At 40.7% G+C, this 21,361-nt stretch carries 14 protein-coding genes and 1 pseudogene; 6 read left to right on the top strand and 9 right to left on the bottom strand.

The features are described 5' to 3' along the window. Positions 1 to 38: 38 nt before the first annotated feature. Both murJ and H3T84_RS10060 read right to left on the bottom strand, forming a co-directional pair. Positions 39 to 1,577 carry a murein biosynthesis integral membrane protein MurJ gene (gene murJ, locus H3T84_RS10065; protein ID WP_198219020.1) on the bottom strand — a complete coding sequence of 513 codons (1,539 nt, stop codon included), beginning with the start codon at positions 1,575 to 1,577 and terminating at the stop codon, positions 39 to 41. 439 nt (positions 1,578 to 2,016) lie between these two features. Then, the gene (locus H3T84_RS10060; protein WP_198219019.1) at positions 2,017 to 2,889 is read right to left on the bottom strand and encodes an alpha/beta fold hydrolase; all 873 of its coding nucleotides are present in this window, start codon (positions 2,887 to 2,889) and stop codon (positions 2,017 to 2,019) included. Positions 2,890 to 3,009: 120 nt separating this feature from the next. On the opposite strand from H3T84_RS10060, the gene H3T84_RS10055 reads away from it, so the two are divergent. Beyond that, positions 3,010 to 3,588, top strand: a complete 579-nt coding sequence (locus H3T84_RS10055; RefSeq protein ID WP_198219018.1) for a CGNR zinc finger domain-containing protein — start codon at positions 3,010 to 3,012, stop codon at positions 3,586 to 3,588. 218 nt (positions 3,589 to 3,806) lie between these two features. Continuing rightward, complete coding sequence (asd, locus tag H3T84_RS10050; protein ID WP_198219017.1) at positions 3,807 to 4,922, top strand: aspartate-semialdehyde dehydrogenase; 1,116 nt, start codon at positions 3,807 to 3,809, stop codon at positions 4,920 to 4,922. Between the two features lie 232 nt (positions 4,923 to 5,154). Here the strand turns inward: asd and H3T84_RS10045 are convergent. Then, positions 5,155 to 6,434, bottom strand: a pseudogene (locus H3T84_RS10045) (L-cystine transporter). Between the two features lie 502 nt (positions 6,435 to 6,936). Between H3T84_RS10045 and thrB the strand changes: the two are divergent. Then, positions 6,937 to 7,857, top strand: coding sequence for a homoserine kinase (gene thrB, locus H3T84_RS10040; protein WP_037474477.1), 921 nt, complete (start codon positions 6,937 to 6,939; stop codon positions 7,855 to 7,857). Positions 7,858 to 7,887: 30 nt separating this feature from the next. On the opposite strand, the gene H3T84_RS10035 is transcribed toward thrB, so the two are convergent. Continuing rightward, positions 7,888 to 8,640 (bottom strand): SDR family oxidoreductase, encoded by a 753-nt coding sequence (locus H3T84_RS10035; RefSeq protein WP_025329716.1) that lies wholly within the window; start codon positions 8,638 to 8,640, stop codon positions 7,888 to 7,890. Positions 8,641 to 8,728: 88 nt separating this feature from the next. On the opposite strand from H3T84_RS10035, the gene H3T84_RS10030 reads away from it, so the two are divergent. After that, the gene (locus H3T84_RS10030) at positions 8,729 to 9,070 is read left to right on the top strand and encodes a helix-turn-helix domain-containing protein (protein WP_084547589.1); all 342 of its coding nucleotides are present in this window, start codon (positions 8,729 to 8,731) and stop codon (positions 9,068 to 9,070) included. Positions 9,071 to 9,432: 362 nt separating this feature from the next. Here H3T84_RS10030 and H3T84_RS10025 read toward each other — a convergent pair whose 3' ends face one another. Next, positions 9,433 to 11,970, bottom strand: coding sequence for an autotransporter outer membrane beta-barrel domain-containing protein (locus H3T84_RS10025; RefSeq protein WP_198219016.1), 2,538 nt, complete (start codon positions 11,968 to 11,970; stop codon positions 9,433 to 9,435). Between the two features lie 821 nt (positions 11,971 to 12,791). Between H3T84_RS10025 and H3T84_RS10020 the strand changes: the two genes are divergently transcribed. Beyond that, positions 12,792 to 15,170 carry a glucose/quinate/shikimate family membrane-bound PQQ-dependent dehydrogenase gene (locus H3T84_RS10020; protein WP_198219015.1) on the top strand — a complete coding sequence of 793 codons (2,379 nt, stop codon included), beginning with the start codon at positions 12,792 to 12,794 and terminating at the stop codon, positions 15,168 to 15,170. A 108-nt stretch (positions 15,171 to 15,278) separates the two neighbouring features. Here the strand turns inward: H3T84_RS10020 and leuS are convergent, their stop codons facing one another. From leuS to H3T84_RS10000, 4 genes are all read right to left on the bottom strand, one after another. Beyond that, entirely contained in the window at positions 15,279 to 17,918 is a 2,640-nt protein-coding gene (leuS, locus tag H3T84_RS10015) for a leucine--tRNA ligase (protein ID WP_198219031.1), read from the bottom strand. Positions 17,919 to 18,264: 346 nt separating this feature from the next. After that, positions 18,265 to 20,022, bottom strand: coding sequence for a phosphoenolpyruvate--protein phosphotransferase (ptsP, locus tag H3T84_RS10010; RefSeq protein ID WP_174832587.1), 1,758 nt, complete (start codon positions 20,020 to 20,022; stop codon positions 18,265 to 18,267). Next, positions 20,022 to 20,291 carry an HPr family phosphocarrier protein gene (locus H3T84_RS10005; protein ID WP_174832586.1) on the bottom strand — a complete coding sequence of 90 codons (270 nt, stop codon included), beginning with the start codon at positions 20,289 to 20,291 and terminating at the stop codon, positions 20,022 to 20,024. The genes ptsP and H3T84_RS10005 overlap by 1 nt, the downstream gene beginning before the upstream one ends. Before the next feature lies 1 nt (position 20,292). Next, on the bottom strand, positions 20,293 to 20,697 hold the full coding sequence (locus tag H3T84_RS10000) for a PTS sugar transporter subunit IIA (RefSeq protein WP_198219014.1): 405 nt from the start codon (positions 20,695 to 20,697) through the stop codon (positions 20,293 to 20,295). Positions 20,698 to 21,150: 453 nt separating this feature from the next. Between H3T84_RS10000 and H3T84_RS12520 the strand changes: the two genes are divergently transcribed. Then, positions 21,151 to 21,361: tRNA (cytidine(34)-2'-O)-methyltransferase (locus H3T84_RS12520; protein ID WP_370524122.1), on the top strand; the 211-nt coding region annotated here is incomplete at its 3' end.

The raw sequence follows: 21,361 nt of genomic DNA, 5'->3' as shown, positions 1-21,361 counted from the left end.
TGAATTCTTTTCATTTTCAGTATGAGGCTGAAATACCACTATTCTGCTTCAGCCCGCCGGAAATCGCGTACGCGGAAACCCAGAGCAAATAGTGATCCGAAATATAAAATAATACCGGTAACAATCAAAATACTTAATTGCCCTACTTTTGCCAACCCGCTACTGTGCCAGTTAAACGGCAGCCAATACTGTAATAACCATAACCCCAGACCCATAACAACAAGAGCCACCGTCAGACGCAATAGAAAACGCAGCCAGCCGGGGCTGGGAGTATACAATTTCTGTCGCCGTAACAGAGTAAACAGTAATCCAGCATTAATACAGGCGCCAAGACTAATAGCCAGAGCCAGCCCGACATGATGCAGCTTCCAGACAAACAGCAAATTCATCAGCTGAGTCATACATAAAGTAAAAATAGCAATTTTTACCGGCGTTTTAATGTTCTGACGCGCATAAAATCCCGGTGCAAGTACTTTAATCAGAATCAGACCAATCAAACCAACAGCATAAGCAATAAGCGCCCCCTGAGTCATTATTGCATCATACTCATTAAACTGCCGGTACATAAATAAAGTTGCCACCAGAGGAAATGACAGCACAGCCATACCCACTGCTGCCGGTAAAGTTAACAGCATGCACAGGCGTAATCCCCAGTCCAGCAATGCAGAAAAGCTGGCTATATCATTAGTAGCTGAGTGTTTAGACAAAGTGGGCAAAAGAATGGTTCCCAGTGCCACACCAAGCACACCAGTCGGTAATTCCATCAGGCGGTCAGCATAATACATCCAGGATACTGAACCGGATTGCAAATAAGAAGCAAAAATCGTGTTTATCACCAGCGATATTTGCGCTACCGATACCCCCAGAATAGCCGGTGCCATTTGTCTGAGTACCCGGTTGACTGCTTTGTCCTTAAAATTGAGTCTGGGCATAGTCAGAAAACCCAGTTTAAATAAATAAGGCAGCTGATACAGCAACTGTAATAATCCGCCCACAAATACTGCCCAGGCCAACGCCAGAACTGGAGGATGAAAGTAAGGTGCCAGCCACAGAGCAAATACGATAAAGGAGATATTCAGAAAAGTCGGCGTAAAGGCCGGAACAATAAACTGATGATAAGTATTCAGAATACTGCCAACCAGTGAAGACAGCGATATCAGAAAAATATATGGAAAAGTAATCCGCAGCAGTTGTACCGACAGAGCAAATTTATCGGCATCCTGCTGAAAACCGGGAGCAGAAATATAAATCACAACAGGTGCGGCCAGGATTCCGATCGCCGTTACAATAATCAGAACAAATGAAAGCAGCCCGGCCACATGCTGCACAAAAGCCCGGGTAGCTTCGGGTGACTGTGTTTCCTTGTACTCAGCAAGTATCGGTACAAAAGCCTGTGAAAATGCGCCTTCTGCAAAAATACGCCGTAACAGATTAGGCAGTTTAAATGCCACAAAAAAAGCATCAGTAGCCATCCCCGCACCAAAACTGCGGGCAATAATGGTATCGCGAATGAAACCCAGAACACGCGACAGCATAGTCATGCTGCTGACTTTAGCCAGAGTACGCAGTAAATTCATCAGAAATGCCAATTAAAAAACAAAGGCGAAGTGTACACCGGAATGTTAGCCGATTCTATTAATGGACTAACTTCATTTATAAAACATATCAATTTTAATAATAAAATGGATTCAGAATTAACATTGAAATGGTATAGACTCTTGAATAATTTTTACAAAAAAAATATATAATTGTTCAATATAAATTATATTTTTCTTTTTAATCGTTTGCGTACTCTCGTTGATTTTCTTTAGTTATTAAATCCCCTTAAACAATACAATAAAACTATATCGACAATAAGTGAGTTAATTTTATCGTCTTATTAGCTAAATTCGGAAATTAGTCATAAAAATTATTAATATATACAAATTATTAAAAAATGTTTTCTTTGATTAATTGAATACAGTTTGCAGATTTTGTACCTAACAATTAAACTTTTTATGTATTTTTAATTTATGATCAATTTAAAATTACTTCACGAATTCTTTTAGCTATATATTCTACATGCGTTTCCAATGCAAAATGCCCTGTATCTAATAATTCAACAACTGCATTGGCATTATCTTTTTTGTAAGCTTCTGCGCCAGCAGGTATAAAAAATAAATCATGTTTTCCCCAAATAATTAAGCATGGCAATGAATAATCTCTAAAAAACTGTTGGAATAAAGGATACATTTTTAGGTTATTTTTATAATCTAAAAATAAATCTAACTGAATAGCTTTGTTAGCTCCACACTCAAATAAAAATGTATCTAAATAATAAGATTCTGGAGCTATGCTCTCAATTGATGGTACTCCATGTATATATTGCTCACGTGTTCCTTCCAAATTCAATATCGCGTCTTCAATAATTTTTCTATTTTGTTCTGTTGGATTATCCCAGTAGGTTTTTATTGGATTCCAAGCACTGCCTAAACCTTCCAAATAAGCATTGCCATTTTGAGATACAAATCCTGTTACCCTTTCAGGATAAGCTAAAGCAAGACGAAAACCTATGGGGGCTCCATAATCAAAAACATACATTGCATATTTTTTAAGACTTAAAGCATCGACGAATTTAATTAGTGTTTTACTTATATTATCAAAACTATAAATATAGTTGGCTGTGTCTATAACCTCAGTAAAACCAAAGCCGGGAAAGTCAGGTGCAATCAGGTGAAATTTATCAGCAAGTAAAGGAATTAATTCTCTAAATTGATGCGATGAACTAGGAAAGCCATGTAATAGTAAAAGAGTTGGTAAGCTTTTTTCCCCTGCCTCCCGATAGAACATGTTTACATTTTCAATATTGACATACTTATATTGAATCGGATGATGAATATTACTTGCCATAAAAACCTCCGTAACCACTAAATTTTAATTTAAAAGGTTACTCATAATATTTAAATTTATTGTAACTTGTCAATAGGTATTTTAGAGGTTACAATTTCCTTGTAAAAAAGGTATGTCAATATGAAAACAAATACATTAGATGATTTAGCATTGGTAGGAGATAACGACGCACTTAATATGATAAATACCGTCGTTAAAATAGATGGCAATTTGATTGATCGTTGGAGTTCAATAGAAGAACTCGTCTATTGGCTTAACAAAGTGGTTGGCATTTTAGTTCCTGATGATTTGCACTCCTCATCAGCATTACTTGAAAGGGCTAAAGAGCTAAGAGAAATAACGAGAGTGCTTATACAACAACAAAAAACTGGACATAGTTTAGATATTGAACCATTGAATGCATTTTTGCACAAAGCTAGTCGATGGTTAAATTTAGAATATGATGCTAATCAATCGCTTATCGTCACTCATCATTATGCCAAACATAGTCCAGAACAGGTTTTAGCTCCTTTAGCAGAGGCTACAGCAAAGCTAATCGCACAAGAAGATTTTAGTTTAGTAAAACACTGCGAGCACAAAGACTGTGTGCTGTGGTTCTATGATAAGACAAAAGCACACAAAAGACGCTGGTGTAGCATGAAAGTTTGTGGAAATAGACATAAAGTTATGAAGTTTAGAAAAAAGCTAGCAACCTCATAAAATAAACTATGTAAATATATTCTAATTAAGATGAGTGGGATAACCGTATTGAATTGACACTATAAATCCGGCAAAAGATAAGCTGTACAGCCTGAAATTTATCAGGATAGTAATTATCTATTTACAAACAGCCGGGATTATGGTTAAAAGACCGGATAGCATTCTGGTATCTGGTAACAGAAATTTTGATTAAATTGAATTGTTTTAAGGAGCACCCGGTGAAAGTAGGTTTTGTTGGCTGGCGCGGTATGGTAGGTTCAGTATTAATGCAGCGCATGCAGGAAGAAAATGATTTTCAAAGTATTGCAGATGCGTATTTTTTCACGACATCAGCAGCCGGTGCAGCCGCACCTGATTTTGGTCAGAAAGCAAAAACACTTCTGGATGCCCGTAATCTGGATGCTCTGGCTCAAATGGATATTATCGTTACCTGTCAGGGTGGCGACTATACCAAAGCAATCCACCAGCCGCTGCGTGATCAGGGCTGGCAGGGGTACTGGATTGATGCTGCATCCACTCTGCGCATGAGCGATAAAGCTGTCATCGTACTTGATCCGGTGAACCGCGCAGTGATTGATAGCGCCCTGTCAAACGGTATCAAAGATTTTGTTGGCGGTAATTGTACAGTGTCACTGATGCTGATGGCTCTGGGCGGCTTGTTTGAACAGGATTTAGTGGAATGGGCTACCAGCATGACCTATCAGGCAGCATCCGGCGCCGGCGCCCAGAATATGCGTGAACTGATTAGTGCAATGGGTGCCATTGAAAATCAGGTTAGTGCAGAACTGGCCGATCCGGCCAGTGCTATTTTAGCCATAGACCGAAAAGTTGCCGATTTTTTACGCAGCGAAGCATATCCGCAGGCCCAGTTCGGCGTTCCTCTTGCAGGCAGTCTGATTCCATGGATTGATGCTGATATGGGTAACGGTCAGTCTAAAGAAGAATGGAAAGGCGCTGTAGAAACCAATAAAATTTTAGGTCGCAGTGCACAGCCAATCGTTATCGACGGCTTGTGTGTCCGTGTCGGCGCAATGCGCTGCCACAGTCAGGCACTCACCTTAAAACTGAAACAGGATTTACCCGTAGCTGAAATTGAGAAAATTCTTGCTGCTGCCAATGACTGGGTAAAAGTTGTACCTAATGAAAAAACCGCATCTATGCATGAGCTGACACCCGCAGCAGTAACTGGCACATTAACTGTACCAGTAGGGCGCATCCGTAAAATGGGCATGGGCGGAGAATATATCAGTGCCTTTACCGTAGGTGATCAGCTTTTATGGGGTGCCGCAGAACCTATCCGGCGTATGCTACAAATCGTTTTACAAAGCAGATAAATCTTCAGCAAAAACCTGACAGGCAGCCTCTACTGCCTGATTACTTGCGACATCATCATAGTATTAACCAAACAGGACAGTTAAATGATTAACTGTCCTGTTTAATTACCTGTCTGTAAACCTTAATCCGCTCATGCCCTATATTAAGAGAATTTAAGCGAAAAAAAGCAGCCACTCTGCTGTCACAGACCGGCTGCTAAGTATGACAAAATAGTTTTAAGTACCTACTGCATTAATGTACCAGTTTGCCGTGCTCCGTACTATTTAATATTTTTTTATTAGTCTGATGCAGCCACTGGCTGGTTAACGTTCCTGCTGTCATCGCACCGCTGACATTCAATGCTGTACGCCCCATATCAATCAATGGCTCTACAGAAATCAGTAAAGCCACCAGTGTAATCGGCAAACCCATTGCCGGCAGCACAATCAGCGCCGCAAATGTAGCTCCGCCGCCCACACCGGCCACACCTGCAGAACTGATAGTCACCATCCCGACCAGTGTTGCAATCCACCATGGATCCAGAGTATTGATACCTACAGTTGACGCAATCATGGTGGCGAGCATCGCCGGATACAAACCGGCACAACCATTCTGTCCGATAGTTGCACCAAAAGAAGCAGCAAAACCGGCAATAGTTTTCGGTACACCAAGACGCTGCGTCTGAGCCTCGATATTAAGCGGAATAGAAACAGCACTGGAGCGACTGGTAAATGCAAAAGTCAGTACCGGCCATATTTTCTGAAAATATTTACCCGGATTGATCCCAAATATGCCCAGTAACAGACCATGTACCCCGAACATCAGAGCCAGTGCCAGATACGAAACCAGTACAAAGCCTCCCAGCTTAATAATCTCCTGTATATTTGAAGAAGCCACTACTTTAGTCATCAGTGCCATGACACCATAGGGAGTTAACAGCATTACTATCCGTACTAATTTCATTACCCAGCTTTGTAAAATATCAATTGCCCGTAACACCTGCTCACCCTTAGCAGCATCATCTTTTAATAACTTCAATGCGGCCATACCGAGAAATACAGCAAAAATAACCACACTGATAATAGAGGTCGGATTGGCTCCGGTTAAATCAGCAAACGGATTTTTTGGAATAAAAGACAGTAATAGCTGCGGTACATTTAAATCTGCTACCTTGCCAACATAATTAGCCTGAATTGCATTAAAGCGCGCAGTTTCAGCTTCTCCCTGAATCAGACCGTTGGCAGTCAGATCAAACAGACTGGTCAGCAAAGTACCGATCAATGCAGCCATCGCCGTCGTAAACAGTAACACGCCGATAGTCATCAGACTGATTTGCCTAGCTGAGCAGCATTATGTAATCGCGCCACAGCACTCAGAATTGAGGCAAACACCAACGGCATAACAACCATCTGCAATAACTGTACATAGCCGTTGCCGACTACATCAAACCATTGTACAGAAGTACGGATTACCGGGCTGGATGCTCCGTAAATCAGTTGCAGCCCTAAACCCAATCCAATACCAAGAATCATACCCAATAATACTTTTTTGGATAAACTCCATTGGGTTGAATGCGTACGGCTCAGTATCCATAATAACAATGCGAACACCATAATGTTCGCGAGCAAAGATAAATTCATTTTATACTCCTGCGCCGGCAAGCTTTCTGCCCGCGTTTGATACCTAGTGCAAGCTAAGAATACGCAAAAGTAAATAAGTTGTGAAATAGCCCTTATGCATTCACTTATTCTATTTTATTATATGCCATAAAGATAAAATACTTTCCAGTATAGTTCATCGTCCGGAATATTGGCTTACGAATTACCCAATTTCTATTTCAGCCCCTTATATGACATAACCATCATTGAATTTAAACATCATCAGATAACAAGTTTTCTATGAACTACCGTTCATAAGCAATCATTCCAATAAATACTTGACATCAGCCCTTTATTGCCATCATGCTTGCAATTTGTTTAAACATCCTGTCTCAGGTTTAAACTTTTCGTTTAATTCTGTTTATTGGTTACATTTATGTCGGTTTACACCAGCGTTAGCGACGATGAAATGCGCAGCTTTCTGTGTGATTATCACTTAGGTCGGTTTATTGGTTTACAAGGTATCGCTCAGGGCGTTACTAACAGCAATTATTTTGTAACCACCACACAAGGGCGCTATGTACTGACTGTTTTTGAAGCCATGACACAGGATGAGCTGCCCTTCTTTTTAGATTTAACCCGGCATCTAAGTGCTCACGGCGTAGCCTGTCCTGCTCCTGTTGCCCGAACTGACGGTCGTCTGGATAGCACTTTGGCTGGCAAACCAGCCTGTCTGGTAACCTGCCTAACCGGCAGCGATACCAGCAGCCCATCCGTACAGCAATGTTTCAATACTGGAGCGATGCTGGCTAAAATGCATCTGGCAGGTAGCGAATTCACGCAGAAAATGCACAATCCGCGTTACACTGGCTGGTGGCATGAGGCCAGTACCCGCTTATTACCCTTTCTGGATCCGGAAGATCAGCAGTTATTACAAGCAGAAATTGCTTTCTTTGATGCACATGAACGTACAAATCTGCCTGCGGGTATCATCCATGCCGATTTATTCCGCGATAATGTTTTGCTGGATGGTGAACAGGTAGCCGGATTTATTGATTTCTATTATGCATGTAACGGTAACTTCATGTATGACCTTGCCATTGCCGTTAACGACTGGGCACGTCGTGCAGACCATCATATCGACCAGAATCTGCAACAGGCATTTATACACGGCTATGAAAGCATACGCCCGCTGACTTCCGCTGAACAGGATTACTTTCCGGTTGCACAGCGAGCTGCATGTATTCGCTTCTGGGTTTCCCGCCTGCTTGATTACCATTTTCCGCAGGCAGGAGAAATTACCTTTATTAAAGATCCGAACGTCTTTAGAGATTTACTACTGAATTTACGCAAATAACATCATTATTTTTTTATCAAAAAACTAAAATTAGATATTACCTACCCCCCCATCTACCAGTATTTCCGCACCGAGCATAAAAGATGATTCATCCGATGCCAGAAAAACAGCGGCTTTAGCCAGCTCTATCGGTTTGCCCAAACGCCCTAACGGTACCAATGCCTTAATTTCCTGCTGTAAATGTTTGACAGCATCCGCGTCAGTGGTATTTAAATTCATATGCGCCGGCGTGTCTGTCGGGCCGGGAACTAAACAGTTGAAGCGAATATTTCTGGATAACAGCTCTCCCGACAGTGTTTTGGCTAATGAACAGAGAGCAGCTTTACTGGACGCATAAATACTGCTTTGCGGTAAACCGATTTTGGTACTTACCGTACCGCACAAAATAACCGAACAGGGATCAGCCAGCAAAGGTAACAGCGCCTGTATCAGAAAAAACGGCCCCTTGAAATTAGTATTCATTACCCTGTCAAAAGTATTTTCATTCCAATCAGTTACCGGCAGATGAGTGACATCGGCCGCATTAATATATACGGCATCTAATCTAGGCCACATTTTGGTTAACTGTGCAGCCAGAAGCTTTTGTTCTTCAACATCAGAAGTATCACTTTGCAATATTATTACATCTGCACCTAATTCCTGCTTCGCTGCCAGTAATCTGTCTTTATTTCTGCCGGTTATGGCTACTGTCGCACCTTCGGCAATAAATTCTCTGGCAGTTGCCAGCCCTATTCCACTGCTTCCGCCTGTAATCAGTGTATATTTACCCGTTAACCTGTTCATAGATTCCCTTTCAAAAATAAAATTCAGTATAATTTAACCGGTTTACTTATGAAAGTAGGTACCAAATAGATACTAATGGAAAATAGTTATGCACACTGAAAAAAATACCCCTGATATTTATCATTGTCCTATGGTTAAATTTGTTAATTTAATTTCAGGAAAATGGGCTATTCCTATCCTGTATCGCCTGATTATCACTGATCAACCCATTCGTTTTGGCGAATTAAGGCGAGCCATCGCACCAATTACTCAGAAAGAATTAACAAAACAGCTAAAGCTGTTTGAACAAAAAGGATTAATTACCAGAAAGCTCTACCCCGAAGTACCGCCTAAAGTTGAATACCAGATAACAGCGCTGGGAAAAACTCTAAAACCGGCTTTGGTTTCCATCGCAAACTGGATGGAGCAGCATGAAAAAGATTTACTCTGAATACTATTCACCTATTCAGACAGACTGTAACTTAAACAGCAACAGCTATCCGGCAACAGCTGATTAGTATCAATAAAAGAAAAAGTAATTATGCATTTTAAATAATTAAATTGTTTATACTCAACCATTGATATCACTACTAAACGCATCCATTTAAAATGTATAACTGCATAGTCTCTGACTAGTTCATAATTACATTCAATAAATTAATATTAATAGCCATATTTCCTATATACATTGACCAATAATCAACTAAACACCAAAATGGTGGTACCAGAATTATCCGGCACCACCATGATTAAACCTGCTTTTAAACATCAGTCTTCGCTAAATTTTAGCTTTAGTCTGTAATAACATTCTGGTTAAAAGTTGTAACGATATCCCGCATTAATCTGCTTCTGATTAAATTTGTTTCCTGCAGAATAAACCATATCACCATAAATATGATGATTGCGGTTCAGACGCATATTCACACCAATACCGTTATCCCACCAGTTGCCATCAAATTTATATTTCTCTTTTACTGTGCGATTAAAGGTATAAGAGGTTTCTCCATCAAATTCTTTCTGGTAACCCGTTTTAAAATATACATCCACCGGGTTTTTACCACTCTGAATGGTATAACCTAAAATAAGACTGGCGCGCCCTATTAATGAATTATAACTGGCCAGTCTCGTACTTAATCCATTGGTCGCATTTATGGTGGCTCCATCCTGATGTGAATAAGTAAGCTGAGCCTGTGGTTCTAAATACCAACCCTCATCCGCATTTCCTGCACCGGATAAATGAATACGTTTGCCTACTTCTGCTCCTATGGAAAAACCATTGGTATTGCCATCTCCTTTAACATGATAGCCTCCTGCGGTCATACTATTGAACTTGTTGGTCATATGCATATACTTGACTAAACCATCAAGATAAAAACCATTCTGACTTTGTAACGTACCATATAATCCTAGTGAATAGCTTTTAGTACTGCCGTCACCAACATTGTGGTCAACTTCACCCCGGCTTAGTCCGCCCATTACACCATAATAAAGATTCACTTTATCATAATTCAGTTTGCGGTCTAAACCCAACTGTAATCCATAATAATCCATGTCAAAACCAGACAACCGATTATCATTAAATGAGCTTAATTTACCGGTATATATTCTGCCCCATACTTTACCGCTGGCTGTATCATCGGTACGGATTTGTCCCATTCTTTGTAATAAGGTTTGTGTTTCAACATAATTCATTAAATAATTTGTATTAAGAATATTGGCTGCTTCTTGCGCAGTATCAGACAGCTCTGGCGTTTGGCTATTCGACGATGTAGACAGTACCCAATCTTTACTACCATTACCACGATCGGTAACTTGACTCAGTTTATTATATTTAAAAGCACCAACATCAACATAAGGTGTTGCCAAAGTAAAGTTAGCATCACCGCCTTCAGTTTCAACCAACCTAAATGTCTCACTTCCGTCTACCCGGGCATCGCCAGTTTGTGCATCATTAACCATAATTTTATGATCACCTGTTGCCTGCCCAGAACCGGTTATTTTCAATACATCATGATTCTCAAACTTACCGATAGCAGTTCGCATTTCGAATATGCCATTACCTTCTAATGAATCGGCGGTTAATGTCATAGCGTTGGTTTGGTTAAGGCGAGTGGCAGTATCGGGAGTAGCATAGTCATAACCAAATCTAACTTTGGCATCGTCAGCGAGTTTCAGGGTGTTAATATTTGAGCTGCTTGTCATTTTCCACTGGCTATGGCTACCGGAAAGGCCAAGATTAATCTCACCTGCACCACCATCATTGTCTAAAGAGCTTAATAACATTGATCCGTCAGTCAGAGTTAAATTGACTACTCCTTTATCCCGAAGCCCATCATTTTCACTTGAAACAATATCTCCAATAATTTCTGATTTACCATTAATCGTCACTTTACCAGCAGTTGCTTCTATAGCCTTAAAGTCTTTAGGATCCTGAACAACGATACGGTTACCATTTGAACCATCATTAATCTCTAATTTGCCCTTGTGCTGATCCATTAAAATTGCGGTACCACCCTTAATAGTGAGGTTAAGTCCTTTATTAAATTTCATAACATCACCTCTATCTATACCATCAGAATCTTCCACTAAAGGCGATATTTGTTCAATAGCAATACCAGCACCATAATACGTGTACTCCTTGTTGCCGGATTTGATTGTACCTGGCTTAGTTGTTATATCAATGTTTACTTTATCATTAAAAATTAATTCACTACCTGCGACATTTGGGCTCTCTACTTTCTGCGAAGCAATGCCTATACTTGCCGTCCCTTCAATCTTTATATTTACCTCATCATTAAACGTACCTGTTGTACGTTTAGTTCTGGAAGAATTATAAGCAGATATACCTATGTTATAGTCTCCGGATGGGCTATATTCTTGGCCTTTTATGGTTACTTTCCCGTTAAACTCACCGTTTCCTTCACTGGGCAGATACATACCACGACCACTTGTAATATCTATGTCAAGATCACTATTTGAAACCAAGTTAGATCTACTCGATAAATAAATACCAAAAAAACTATTATAGTAGTTATTAGATTTCCGACCTTTAACTTTAAATAAACCACCATTAATAGTTGTATTTTTGTCGGAAGCTGCGGCAAGCCCCATTCCGCTACTACTATTCTGATCAATATCAATATGTGGGGCAGTGTCGTTTGTTGTATTTATATTTATATTTACATTGTCGTTAATGTTAATTCCAGTTGTTTTGTAATTCCCGATATTAGTATCATTAATCGATGTATCTGCATTTACTGATACCGGAAGTAGCGCTAGGGTTCCTAGTGAAAGTTTAAATATTAGTGTGTGTATAATTGAATTTAATTTTTTCTGCTTAAAGTTATTCATTTTCATGCCTGAATCAATGTTTTCAAATTGGTGTTTATTAAATAAGTTAACAATATTTTCATATAATAAATGATATTAAATTTAATGGATTTTAACATTTATAATCATTTTTTAATATTTGCATATTATGCAATATTTATTAAAAAAAATATATATAGAATTATTCAGTTATTTCAAATATATATTAAAACATCTTATGCAAATAGTTTTCATTAATAATTATAATAGTACTAATAAATATACATTAGATGCACATTTATTATCCTAAGGATAAAATTTTTATTTACAGTATTTAAAATCCACAGCAGATTAAACGCTAAATTTGTTTAAGAATTATTATCCCTGTAAATTTATCTTTGTTTAACTCAAAATTATTATTCGAATAGATAAATCTGCAATTTGTCTGGATTTAATCACGAGATATCATTCAGTCCAGAAAATTTTAAATATTTAGTTTAACCTACTCCGTTGTAGCGTTAATACCGGTACTAGTATGCATACTTTTTCAAAAAGCCGATTAATTTTTGACTGCTTATAGTATTTTCTATTTAGTACACAAACTATTATCTATAATAATTTAATATCATTATTTTTCTTATATTTATTTCCAATAATAATCATAAGGTAAAAAATGGCAGTGCCATCCTGATGTAAAAAAGTAAGCTGTGCTTGCGCTTTGAAATACCTGACCTGTTTAACCAGATTCTGAATATTATAGTAAATTTCCTATTCATTAATATATATACATTTTCATCTTATATATTGTTTATTATAATAATTTTAGTAGTATTTTTTTATAAAAACAGGTTAACAGAAGTATTATGAAAATATTTAGATCATTTTCCGTCGCCAGAATAATCACTTTGCTGGTACTTTGGCTAACTGTTATCTACCTGCTAATTGGAGGGATATGGCTAATATGCCTGGGTGGTTCGCCCTTTTATGCCATGATTGCCCTGTTACTGAGTCTGTTTACTGTTCTGTATCAGTATCAGCGCAGTAGCTGCCTGTGGTTATATGCAATTATTCTGTTTATTACGCTAATCTGGGGTTTATGGGAGTCCGGCACCGATTTCTGGGCATTAGCACCACGTTTTGACTTGCTATTTCTGTTTGGATTATGGCTTTTAACTCCGTGGCCAACACGGCATATATCAGCTTCACGAAGTGGAAAATTAATTATTACAATAGCATTAATTACGATACTAGGTGTGATGTTCTACAGCATCAGTCATGATCCGCAGCAAATTAATGGCACCATTACTCGCCTCCAGCCGGCACCAGCGGCAGACGATAATGGTGTAGCAGCAGAAGACTGGCCGGCGTATGGTCGTACTCAGGACGGAACACGTTATTCACCATTAACTCAAATCAATACCGCTAATGTTAAACAGCTTAAAGTAGCCTGGACTTACCGTACTGGTGATTTCAAAACTGCTAATGATTCAGCAGAAACCACTAATGAACTAACACCGATCAAAATCGGCAATAAACTCTTTATCTGTACACCACACCAGTTTCTGGATGCTCTGGATGCCACTACCGGCAAACGTTTATGGCGTTTTGACCCTGAATTGCGCAGCAACAGAACTTTTCAGCATCTGACTTGTCGTGGTGTCAGCTATTATGATGCTACGACAGCACATAGTTCTGAGACCACCACATCCGCTATTTGTCCGCAAAAAGTTTTATTACCGGTTAATGATGGCCGTTTAATTGCCGTCAATGCACAAACTGGTCAGAAATGTCCGGATTTCGGTCATAACGGTGAAATTAATCTGCAAGCCCAAATGCCTTACGCTTTTTTGGGAGGATATAATCCGACTTCACCGCCTGTTGTAACACCTAGTACGATTATTATCGGTGGTTCAGTAACGGATAATCTCTCAACTAAAGAACCTTCCGGTGTAATTCGTGGTTATGATGTCAATAACGGCCAATTAAAATGGGTATTTGATACTGGTGCGGAAAACCCGAATGCGATGCCGGGTGAAAAAACCAATTTCGTGCATAATTCACCCAATGCATGGGCACCTCTGGCCTACGACCAGCGGCGTAATATTGTATATATACCCACCGGAGTAAGCACACCGGACATCTGGGGCGGTCACCGTGATAGGTTAAAAGAACGTTATGCTAACTCTCTTGTGGCACTGAATGCCTCAACCGGTAAACTGCTATGGCATTTTCAGACTACTCACCATGATCTTTGGGATATGGACGTACCGGCTCAGCCTTCACTGATGGACATTACAATACCATCCGGTAAACGGATTGCTGCTATTTATGTGCTGACCAAAACCGGTAATATTTTTGTCCTCAACCGTGAAACCGGCCAACCCATTGTGCCTGTTACTGAACAACCGGTACCACAGACTCTGAAACATGGTAAACCGACACAGGGTGAACATTATGCCGCTACTCAGCCTTTCTCAGCTTTAAGTCTGATGCCGAAAGACAAACTGACTGATAAAGATATGTGGGGAGCAACCATGTTTGACCAGCTTCTGTGCCGCATCCAGTTTAAACGCTTAAATTACAATGGCATTTATACACCACCTTCTGAAAATGGCACACTGGTATTTCCTGGTAATCTGGGGGTATTTGAATGGGGTGGTATATCTGTCAATCAGGATCGGCAAATTGCTCTGATGAACCCAATCGGACTGCCCTTCGTTTCCCGCCTGATTCCGGCTAATCCCGACAGGGCTCAGCAAAAACAGGGTGCCGGTACTGAGAATGGTATCCAGCCGATGTATGGCGCTCCTTATGGGGTAGAAATAAGCCCTTTTCTTTCACCAATAGGTTTACCTTGTAAACAACCAGCATGGGGATTTGTAGCTGGTGTTGATTTGCAGACTAACCAAGTAGTGTGGAAAAAGCGTATTGGCACGATTCGTGACAGTCTGCCGAAATTATTTGAATTACCACCATTAAAAATTGGCGTTCCGAGTCTGGGTGGCTCAATATCCACAGCGGGTAATATTATGTTTGTCAGTGCAACGCAGGACAACTATCTGCGTGCATACGATACCAGTAACGGAGATTTATTATGGCAGACACGTTTGCCTGCCGGCGGACAGGCTACACCAATGACGTATGCCGTTAATGGTAAACAATATATAGTACAAATGGCCGGTGGTCATAGCTCATTCGGTACGAAGATGGGAGACTATCTGATCGCCTATACTCTACCCTGAATTATTTGCGCTACAGGCGCCAAATAATCTGGGTGTATTTCGCCGTAATTGATTTATGTAATAAAAAAAGACATGTTAATAACATGTCTTTTTCATCGGATTATACGATCAGACAACAATATTGACTAATCGTTTTGGCACAACAATAACTTTTTTCGGTGTTTTGCCATCCACAAATCGCTGTATGGCCGGATCAGCCAATGCTGCTGCCTGTACTTCATCATTACTACTATCGGCAGAAACCGTAATTTGTCCGCGCAGCTTACCATTTACCTGAACCATCAGGGTAATTTCATCCTGTACCAGTGCGGCTTCATCAACACATGGCCATGCAGCATCCCACAGTGTTTTCTGCGGAGACAGCTCATTCCATAATGTTTCACACACATGAGGCACAATCGGCCATAACAGACGCAATACGCACTCCAGCACTTCCTGTGCCACGGCACGCCCTGCTTCTGTAGTGCAATCAGTCCGGTCATACTGATTCAGCAATTCCATAACCGCAGCAATTGCGGTATTAAATTGCTGCCGGCGACCATAATCATCGGTTACTTTGGCGACTGTGCTATGCAGTTTCAACCGCAGCGCTTTCAGGTCGGCAAACAAATTATCCTGACTACCGGTAAATGCGGTTACACCTGCACCCTGCTGTAAATAATCATATACAGTACGCCACAAACGGCGCAGGAAGCGATGCGCACCCTCTACCCCGGCATCTGACCACTCCAGTGATTGCTCAGGCGGTGCGGCAAACATCATAAACAATCGCGCAGTATCCGCACCATAGCGGTCAATCAGCTCTTGCGGATCCACACCATTATTCTTGGATTTAGACATTTTCTCAATGCCACCGATACACACCGGTTTACCATCTGCTTTCAGGGTTGCAGCCAGAGGCCGGCCTTTATCATCCCGCTGCAAATCTACATCTTGCGGTGCAATCCATTCTTTGCTGCCATTAGCACCTTCACGATAATACGTTTCACATACCACCATACCCTGAGTAAGTAAGCGGGCAAATGGCTCATCTACATTCAGCAGCCCCTCATCGCGCATTAACTTTGTAAAGAAACGGGCATAGAGCAGATGTAAAATAGCGTGTTCAATACCACCGATATACTGGTCTGCATTCATCCAGTAATTAGCAGCCTCTTTATCCACCATTGCGGTATTGCAATGTGGTGATGCATACCGTACCGCATACCAGCTCGATTCAACAAAAGTATCCATAGTGTCAGTTTCCCGACGAGCCGGTTTACCACAGCATGGACAGGTAGTTTCGTAAAATTCCGGCATTCTGGCTAACGGAGAACCGGCACCATCCGGTACCACATTTTCCGGTAATACAACTGGCAACTGTTCTTCCGGAACAGTGACATCACCACAATCATCACAATGGATAATCGGAATCGGGCAACCCCAGTAACGCTGCCGGGAAATACCCCAGTCACGCAGGCGATATTGTGTTTTCGGTGCACCGGCATTTTTAGCCTGTAAAATCTCACCAACACGCTCAAATGCCGCATAAAAATCCAGACCATCCAGTTCACCGCTGTTAACACACTGTGTCTGCTCTTTACTGCCATACCATTCCTGCCACGCGCTTGTATTAAAAGTATCTGTATTCTGCGTAGAGGCAATTACTTGTTTTACTGGTAGCTGATATTTAGTGGCAAATTCAAAATCACGTTCATCATGCGCCGGAACAGCCATTACCGCACCATCACCATATCCCCACAGCACATAATTGGCCACCCAGACCGGCAGTACATCGCCATTAAGCGGATTGATGGCAAAGCGTCCGGTAGGCATACCTTTCTTCTCCATCGTGGCCATGTCTGCTTCAGCCACAGAACCAGCCTTGCACTCAGCAATAAACTGCTGTAACTGAGGGTTATCAGCAGCGGCAGCTGTCGCTAGCGGATGTTCTGCAGCAACAGCAACATAAGTTGCTCCCATCAGTGTATCAGGACGTGTGGTATATACCTGTACAAAATCTGCATACTCACCGGTTAATCCCGCTTTACTGTCTTCAGCCAGTGCAAACCGTACCTGCATCCCGCGTGACTTGCCAATCCAGTTGCGCTGCATGGTTTTTACCTGCTCAGGCCAATGTTCCAGTGTATCCAGACCATTGAGCAGTTCTTCAGCATAATCCGTAATCCTGAAGTAATACATCGGGATTTCACGTTTTTCTACAATGGCACCAGAACGCCAGCCACGACCGTCTACAACCTGCTCATTGGCCAGTACAGTCTGATCCACCGGATCCCAGTTTACTGTTCCGTTTTTCTTATAAATAATGCCCTTCTGGAATAAACGCACAAACAACCACTGTTCCCAGCGATAATATTCCGGTGTACAGGTCGCAATTTCCCGCTCCCAGTCAATCGCAAAACCCAAACTCTGCAACTGCTTTTTCATATAAGCTATGTTGTCATAAGTCCATTGTGCCGGTGCTACCTGATGTTTCATTGCAGCATTTTCAGCAGGCAAACCAAATGCATCCCAGCCCATCGGCTGCATCACATTAAACCCATTAAGCAAGCGATAACGGCTCAGTACATCACCAATAGTGTAGTTACGCACATGTCCCATATGTAACTTACCCGAGGGGTAAGGAAACATCGACAGACAATAATATTTAGGTTTCGGATTAAAATCTTTAGCGTTAAATAAACGGTATTCCTGCCAGCGCGCTTGTGCAGCCGGCTCAATTTTTTCGGGACAATAATGTTCTTGCATCATGAATTATCAGTTTATTGTATAAAAATAGACTACTATTATAACAGTTTACTCAAGACACAAACCTGCAATTAATCATTCTGGCAATACAGTTATTGAGTTTAGTCCATCAATACTACAATATCATATTAATTGCATAAATCATTTTTTAATATTTATATAGCATATATAAAAATAAATAAAAAAAACCACCGATACCAAGGGAGGGAATACCGGTGGACAATTTGCGGGAAAACACTACTTACTCAATACTGATTGTCAGGCAAAAACAATACTGACAAAAATATTATAGAAAAATCATCATTAAACGCAGTTAAACTGTGCTAAGTCAGACAAAACAATTTATTTAATCTGCACTTTCAGATAATTCATGTGAAGAATTTAATTTTTTCAGTAATTTTAATGCTTTATCTGGATCATCATTACGTAATATTTTCTGTACTTCTGTTTCAAGCATTAGCAGATCACTTTGAATAATCTGATTTTTCACCGCCAGAATATTATTTGCATTCATCGAAAACCGGCGCAGCCCCATCGCCATCAATAACCGTGTATATTGAGCATCACCAGCCATTTCTCCGCACACAGATACTGGTTTATTCAGACGTGCAGCGGTACGAATAACATGCAACAATAACTTCAGTACCGCAGGATGACCCGGCTGATATAAATAACTCACACTTTCATCATTACGGTCTGCCGCCAGCGTATACTGAATTAAATCATTAGTACCGACTGAAACGAAATCAATCATCTTCAAAATAGAATTAACTGTTAATGCAGCTGACGGAATCTCTATCATCGCCCCAACCTGAATATTTTCATCAAAGGTTTCAAAGCGATCATGTAACTGTTGTTTAGCGGTATTTAGATGAGTTAAACACTGCTGTATCTCTGTTACTGAGGAAATCATTGGCCACATCATGCGTACTGGTCCCAAAACCGCGGCCCGCATAATTGCCCGCATCTGGGTACGGAACATCACAGGTTCAGCCAGACACAAACGAATACCGGTCAATCCCAAAGCCGGATTCATCGTGTGACTGGGACCAAACCAGCGCGGATTTTTATCTACACCTAAATCAATTGTCCGTATGGTTAAAGGTTTACCCTTAAGCTTTTTAACCACATCAGCATATTCGGTATACAGTTCATCTTCTGTAGGCAGAGCATCACGGTTCAGATAAAAAAACTCACTGCGATACAGTCCGATACCATCCATACCCAAGCTATGAAGTGCCTTTATATCATTAGCACTTTCAATATTACCCAACAACTCAATATTGATTCCATCTAGTGTTGTTGCTGCCGTATTCTTAAGTTTATTTAACTGCCGTCTTAAGCTGCGAAATTCCCGCAAACGCCGGCGGTATTCCTTTAGAATAATATCATCAGGTGCAATAATAACCACACCCATTGAGCCATCTACAATAATCAGCTCATCTTCATTAATTAATTCCCGCGCATAGCCCAGTGCAATCACAGAAGGAATATCGAGGCTACGCCCCAGAATCGCAGTATGACTAGTCGGTCCGCCGGCATCAGTAACAAACGCAGCAATACGGCTGTCTTTAAAAAAAACCGTATCTGCCGGCGATAAATCATGGGCAACAAGAATCGTATCTTCTTCAAAATCTTCAGCTTCAGTAATGACTTCTGTCGATAAACCAATCAGATTTTTAAATATACGCTCAACTACCTGCAGCATATCCTGCTTGCGTGCACGTAAATAATTATCTTCAATTGCATCAAACTGATCTGAAAGTTTATCTGTTTGCAGTTTTAATGCCCATTCTGCATTAACACATTGTGCTTCAATAATATCTACAGGTTCTCTAGACAGACTCACATCACCCACCAGCATCAGGTGCAGTGAAATAAACGCTCCCAGTTCTGAAGGTGCATTCTGGGGAATATCTGTACGCAACTGCTCTAACTGGCGGCGAGTTGTTTTGATTGCCTGCTCATAACGGGCAATTTCTGCAGGCACTTCTTCGATCGACAACTCCTGATGCGGCACATCGTCCATACCACGCACCACCAGATGAGCACGACCGATGGCGACACCTGTTCCCACTGCAACACCATGCAGCACAATACTCATTATTCGTCTTCACCAAAATAATTATTAATCAGCTCAATCAGCGCTTGCATTGCCTGACTTTCATCAACACCATCGGTTTCCAGTTCAATTACACTACCTTGTGCAGCAGCCAACATCATTAATCCCATGATACTTTTACCGTTAACGCGGCGATCTTTCCGAGTTACCCATACTTCGCACTGAAACCGGCTGGCTACCTGTGTAAATTTATTCGACGCCCGTGCATGCAAACCAAGCTTGTTAATAATCTCTACTTCCTTTTTTACCATTTCAAAGCTCATCCTGATTAGAAATAGTCATAATGCCAGCAATAGCAGCAGCTTTAACTTCATCTGCAAATTTATGTACATCATCTGCTTTAGTAAAATGTTGAAGTGCCTTAACCAGCATTGGAGCATTAAGACCGGTTAGCAGAATTACATTGTCACTCTGAATTAACCGGCGCACCAGATTACAAGGTGTAGCACCGAAAATATCAGTGAGAATCAATACACCGTGACCATAATCCAAAGAAACCAGTTTTTCTACAACCTCAGCATGTATACTTTCAACTGAATCACTACTACGTACCCCGATTAAAGCAACTTTATCCGGTACAGAACCAAAAATATGCCGGATTAATTGCATATTTGCCTGCCCTACTGTCTCGTGGGTAACAATCATCAAACCTATCATTATATTACCTATTACTATTAGGGCATCAAGTCCATTGAATAAACCCATTCAAAGAAAAATAATTGTATTAGCTTTGATTGCCTGATAAACAATTAGCTAAACATTTCAGCCCTATGGTCTCCTGATCAAAACTTATCATACTAATCATACGACAGGAAGAGTCTGATTAGAAGAAAATACAAATTAAACAGAATAATAAAGATAAATCATAAGAGCTGTCTTACTATCCGGCATAATAATTATGTTCAGATAAATAGCTGTTAAAGTCGGCTCATAATCTATTTCATCAATGATGAATAGCAATCAGTGATAGCATTATTTATAAAATAATCATACATAAAACTAAATTGAAATAAAAATAGCTTATTATTATTTCTGGATTATTAAGTCAATGAGTTCAATCATAATCTGGAATAATACTGAATAAGCAGTCTGAAAGTACTCATTTACTGAATAGAAACCTACGGCACACGCAACTACACTCAGTTCGACTACAGCGACCGCAATCAGCAAATCTACTTCCTCTTCGGTCGCGAAACCACCGGACTGCCACAGGCATTCGCACAAACACGCGCAGAGCAGTGTCTGCGAATTCCGCAGTCAGAGCACATCCGCTCACTAAACCTCTCCAACGCCGCCGCCATCGTCCTCTACGAAGCACTGC

Source organism: Snodgrassella sp. M0110, from assembly GCF_016101465.1.
GTDB classification, from domain to species: domain Bacteria; phylum Pseudomonadota; class Gammaproteobacteria; order Burkholderiales; family Neisseriaceae; genus Snodgrassella; species Snodgrassella alvi.
The sequence above is the reverse complement of the archived record's forward strand: the minus strand, read 5'-3'. Positions and strand labels throughout refer to the sequence as shown.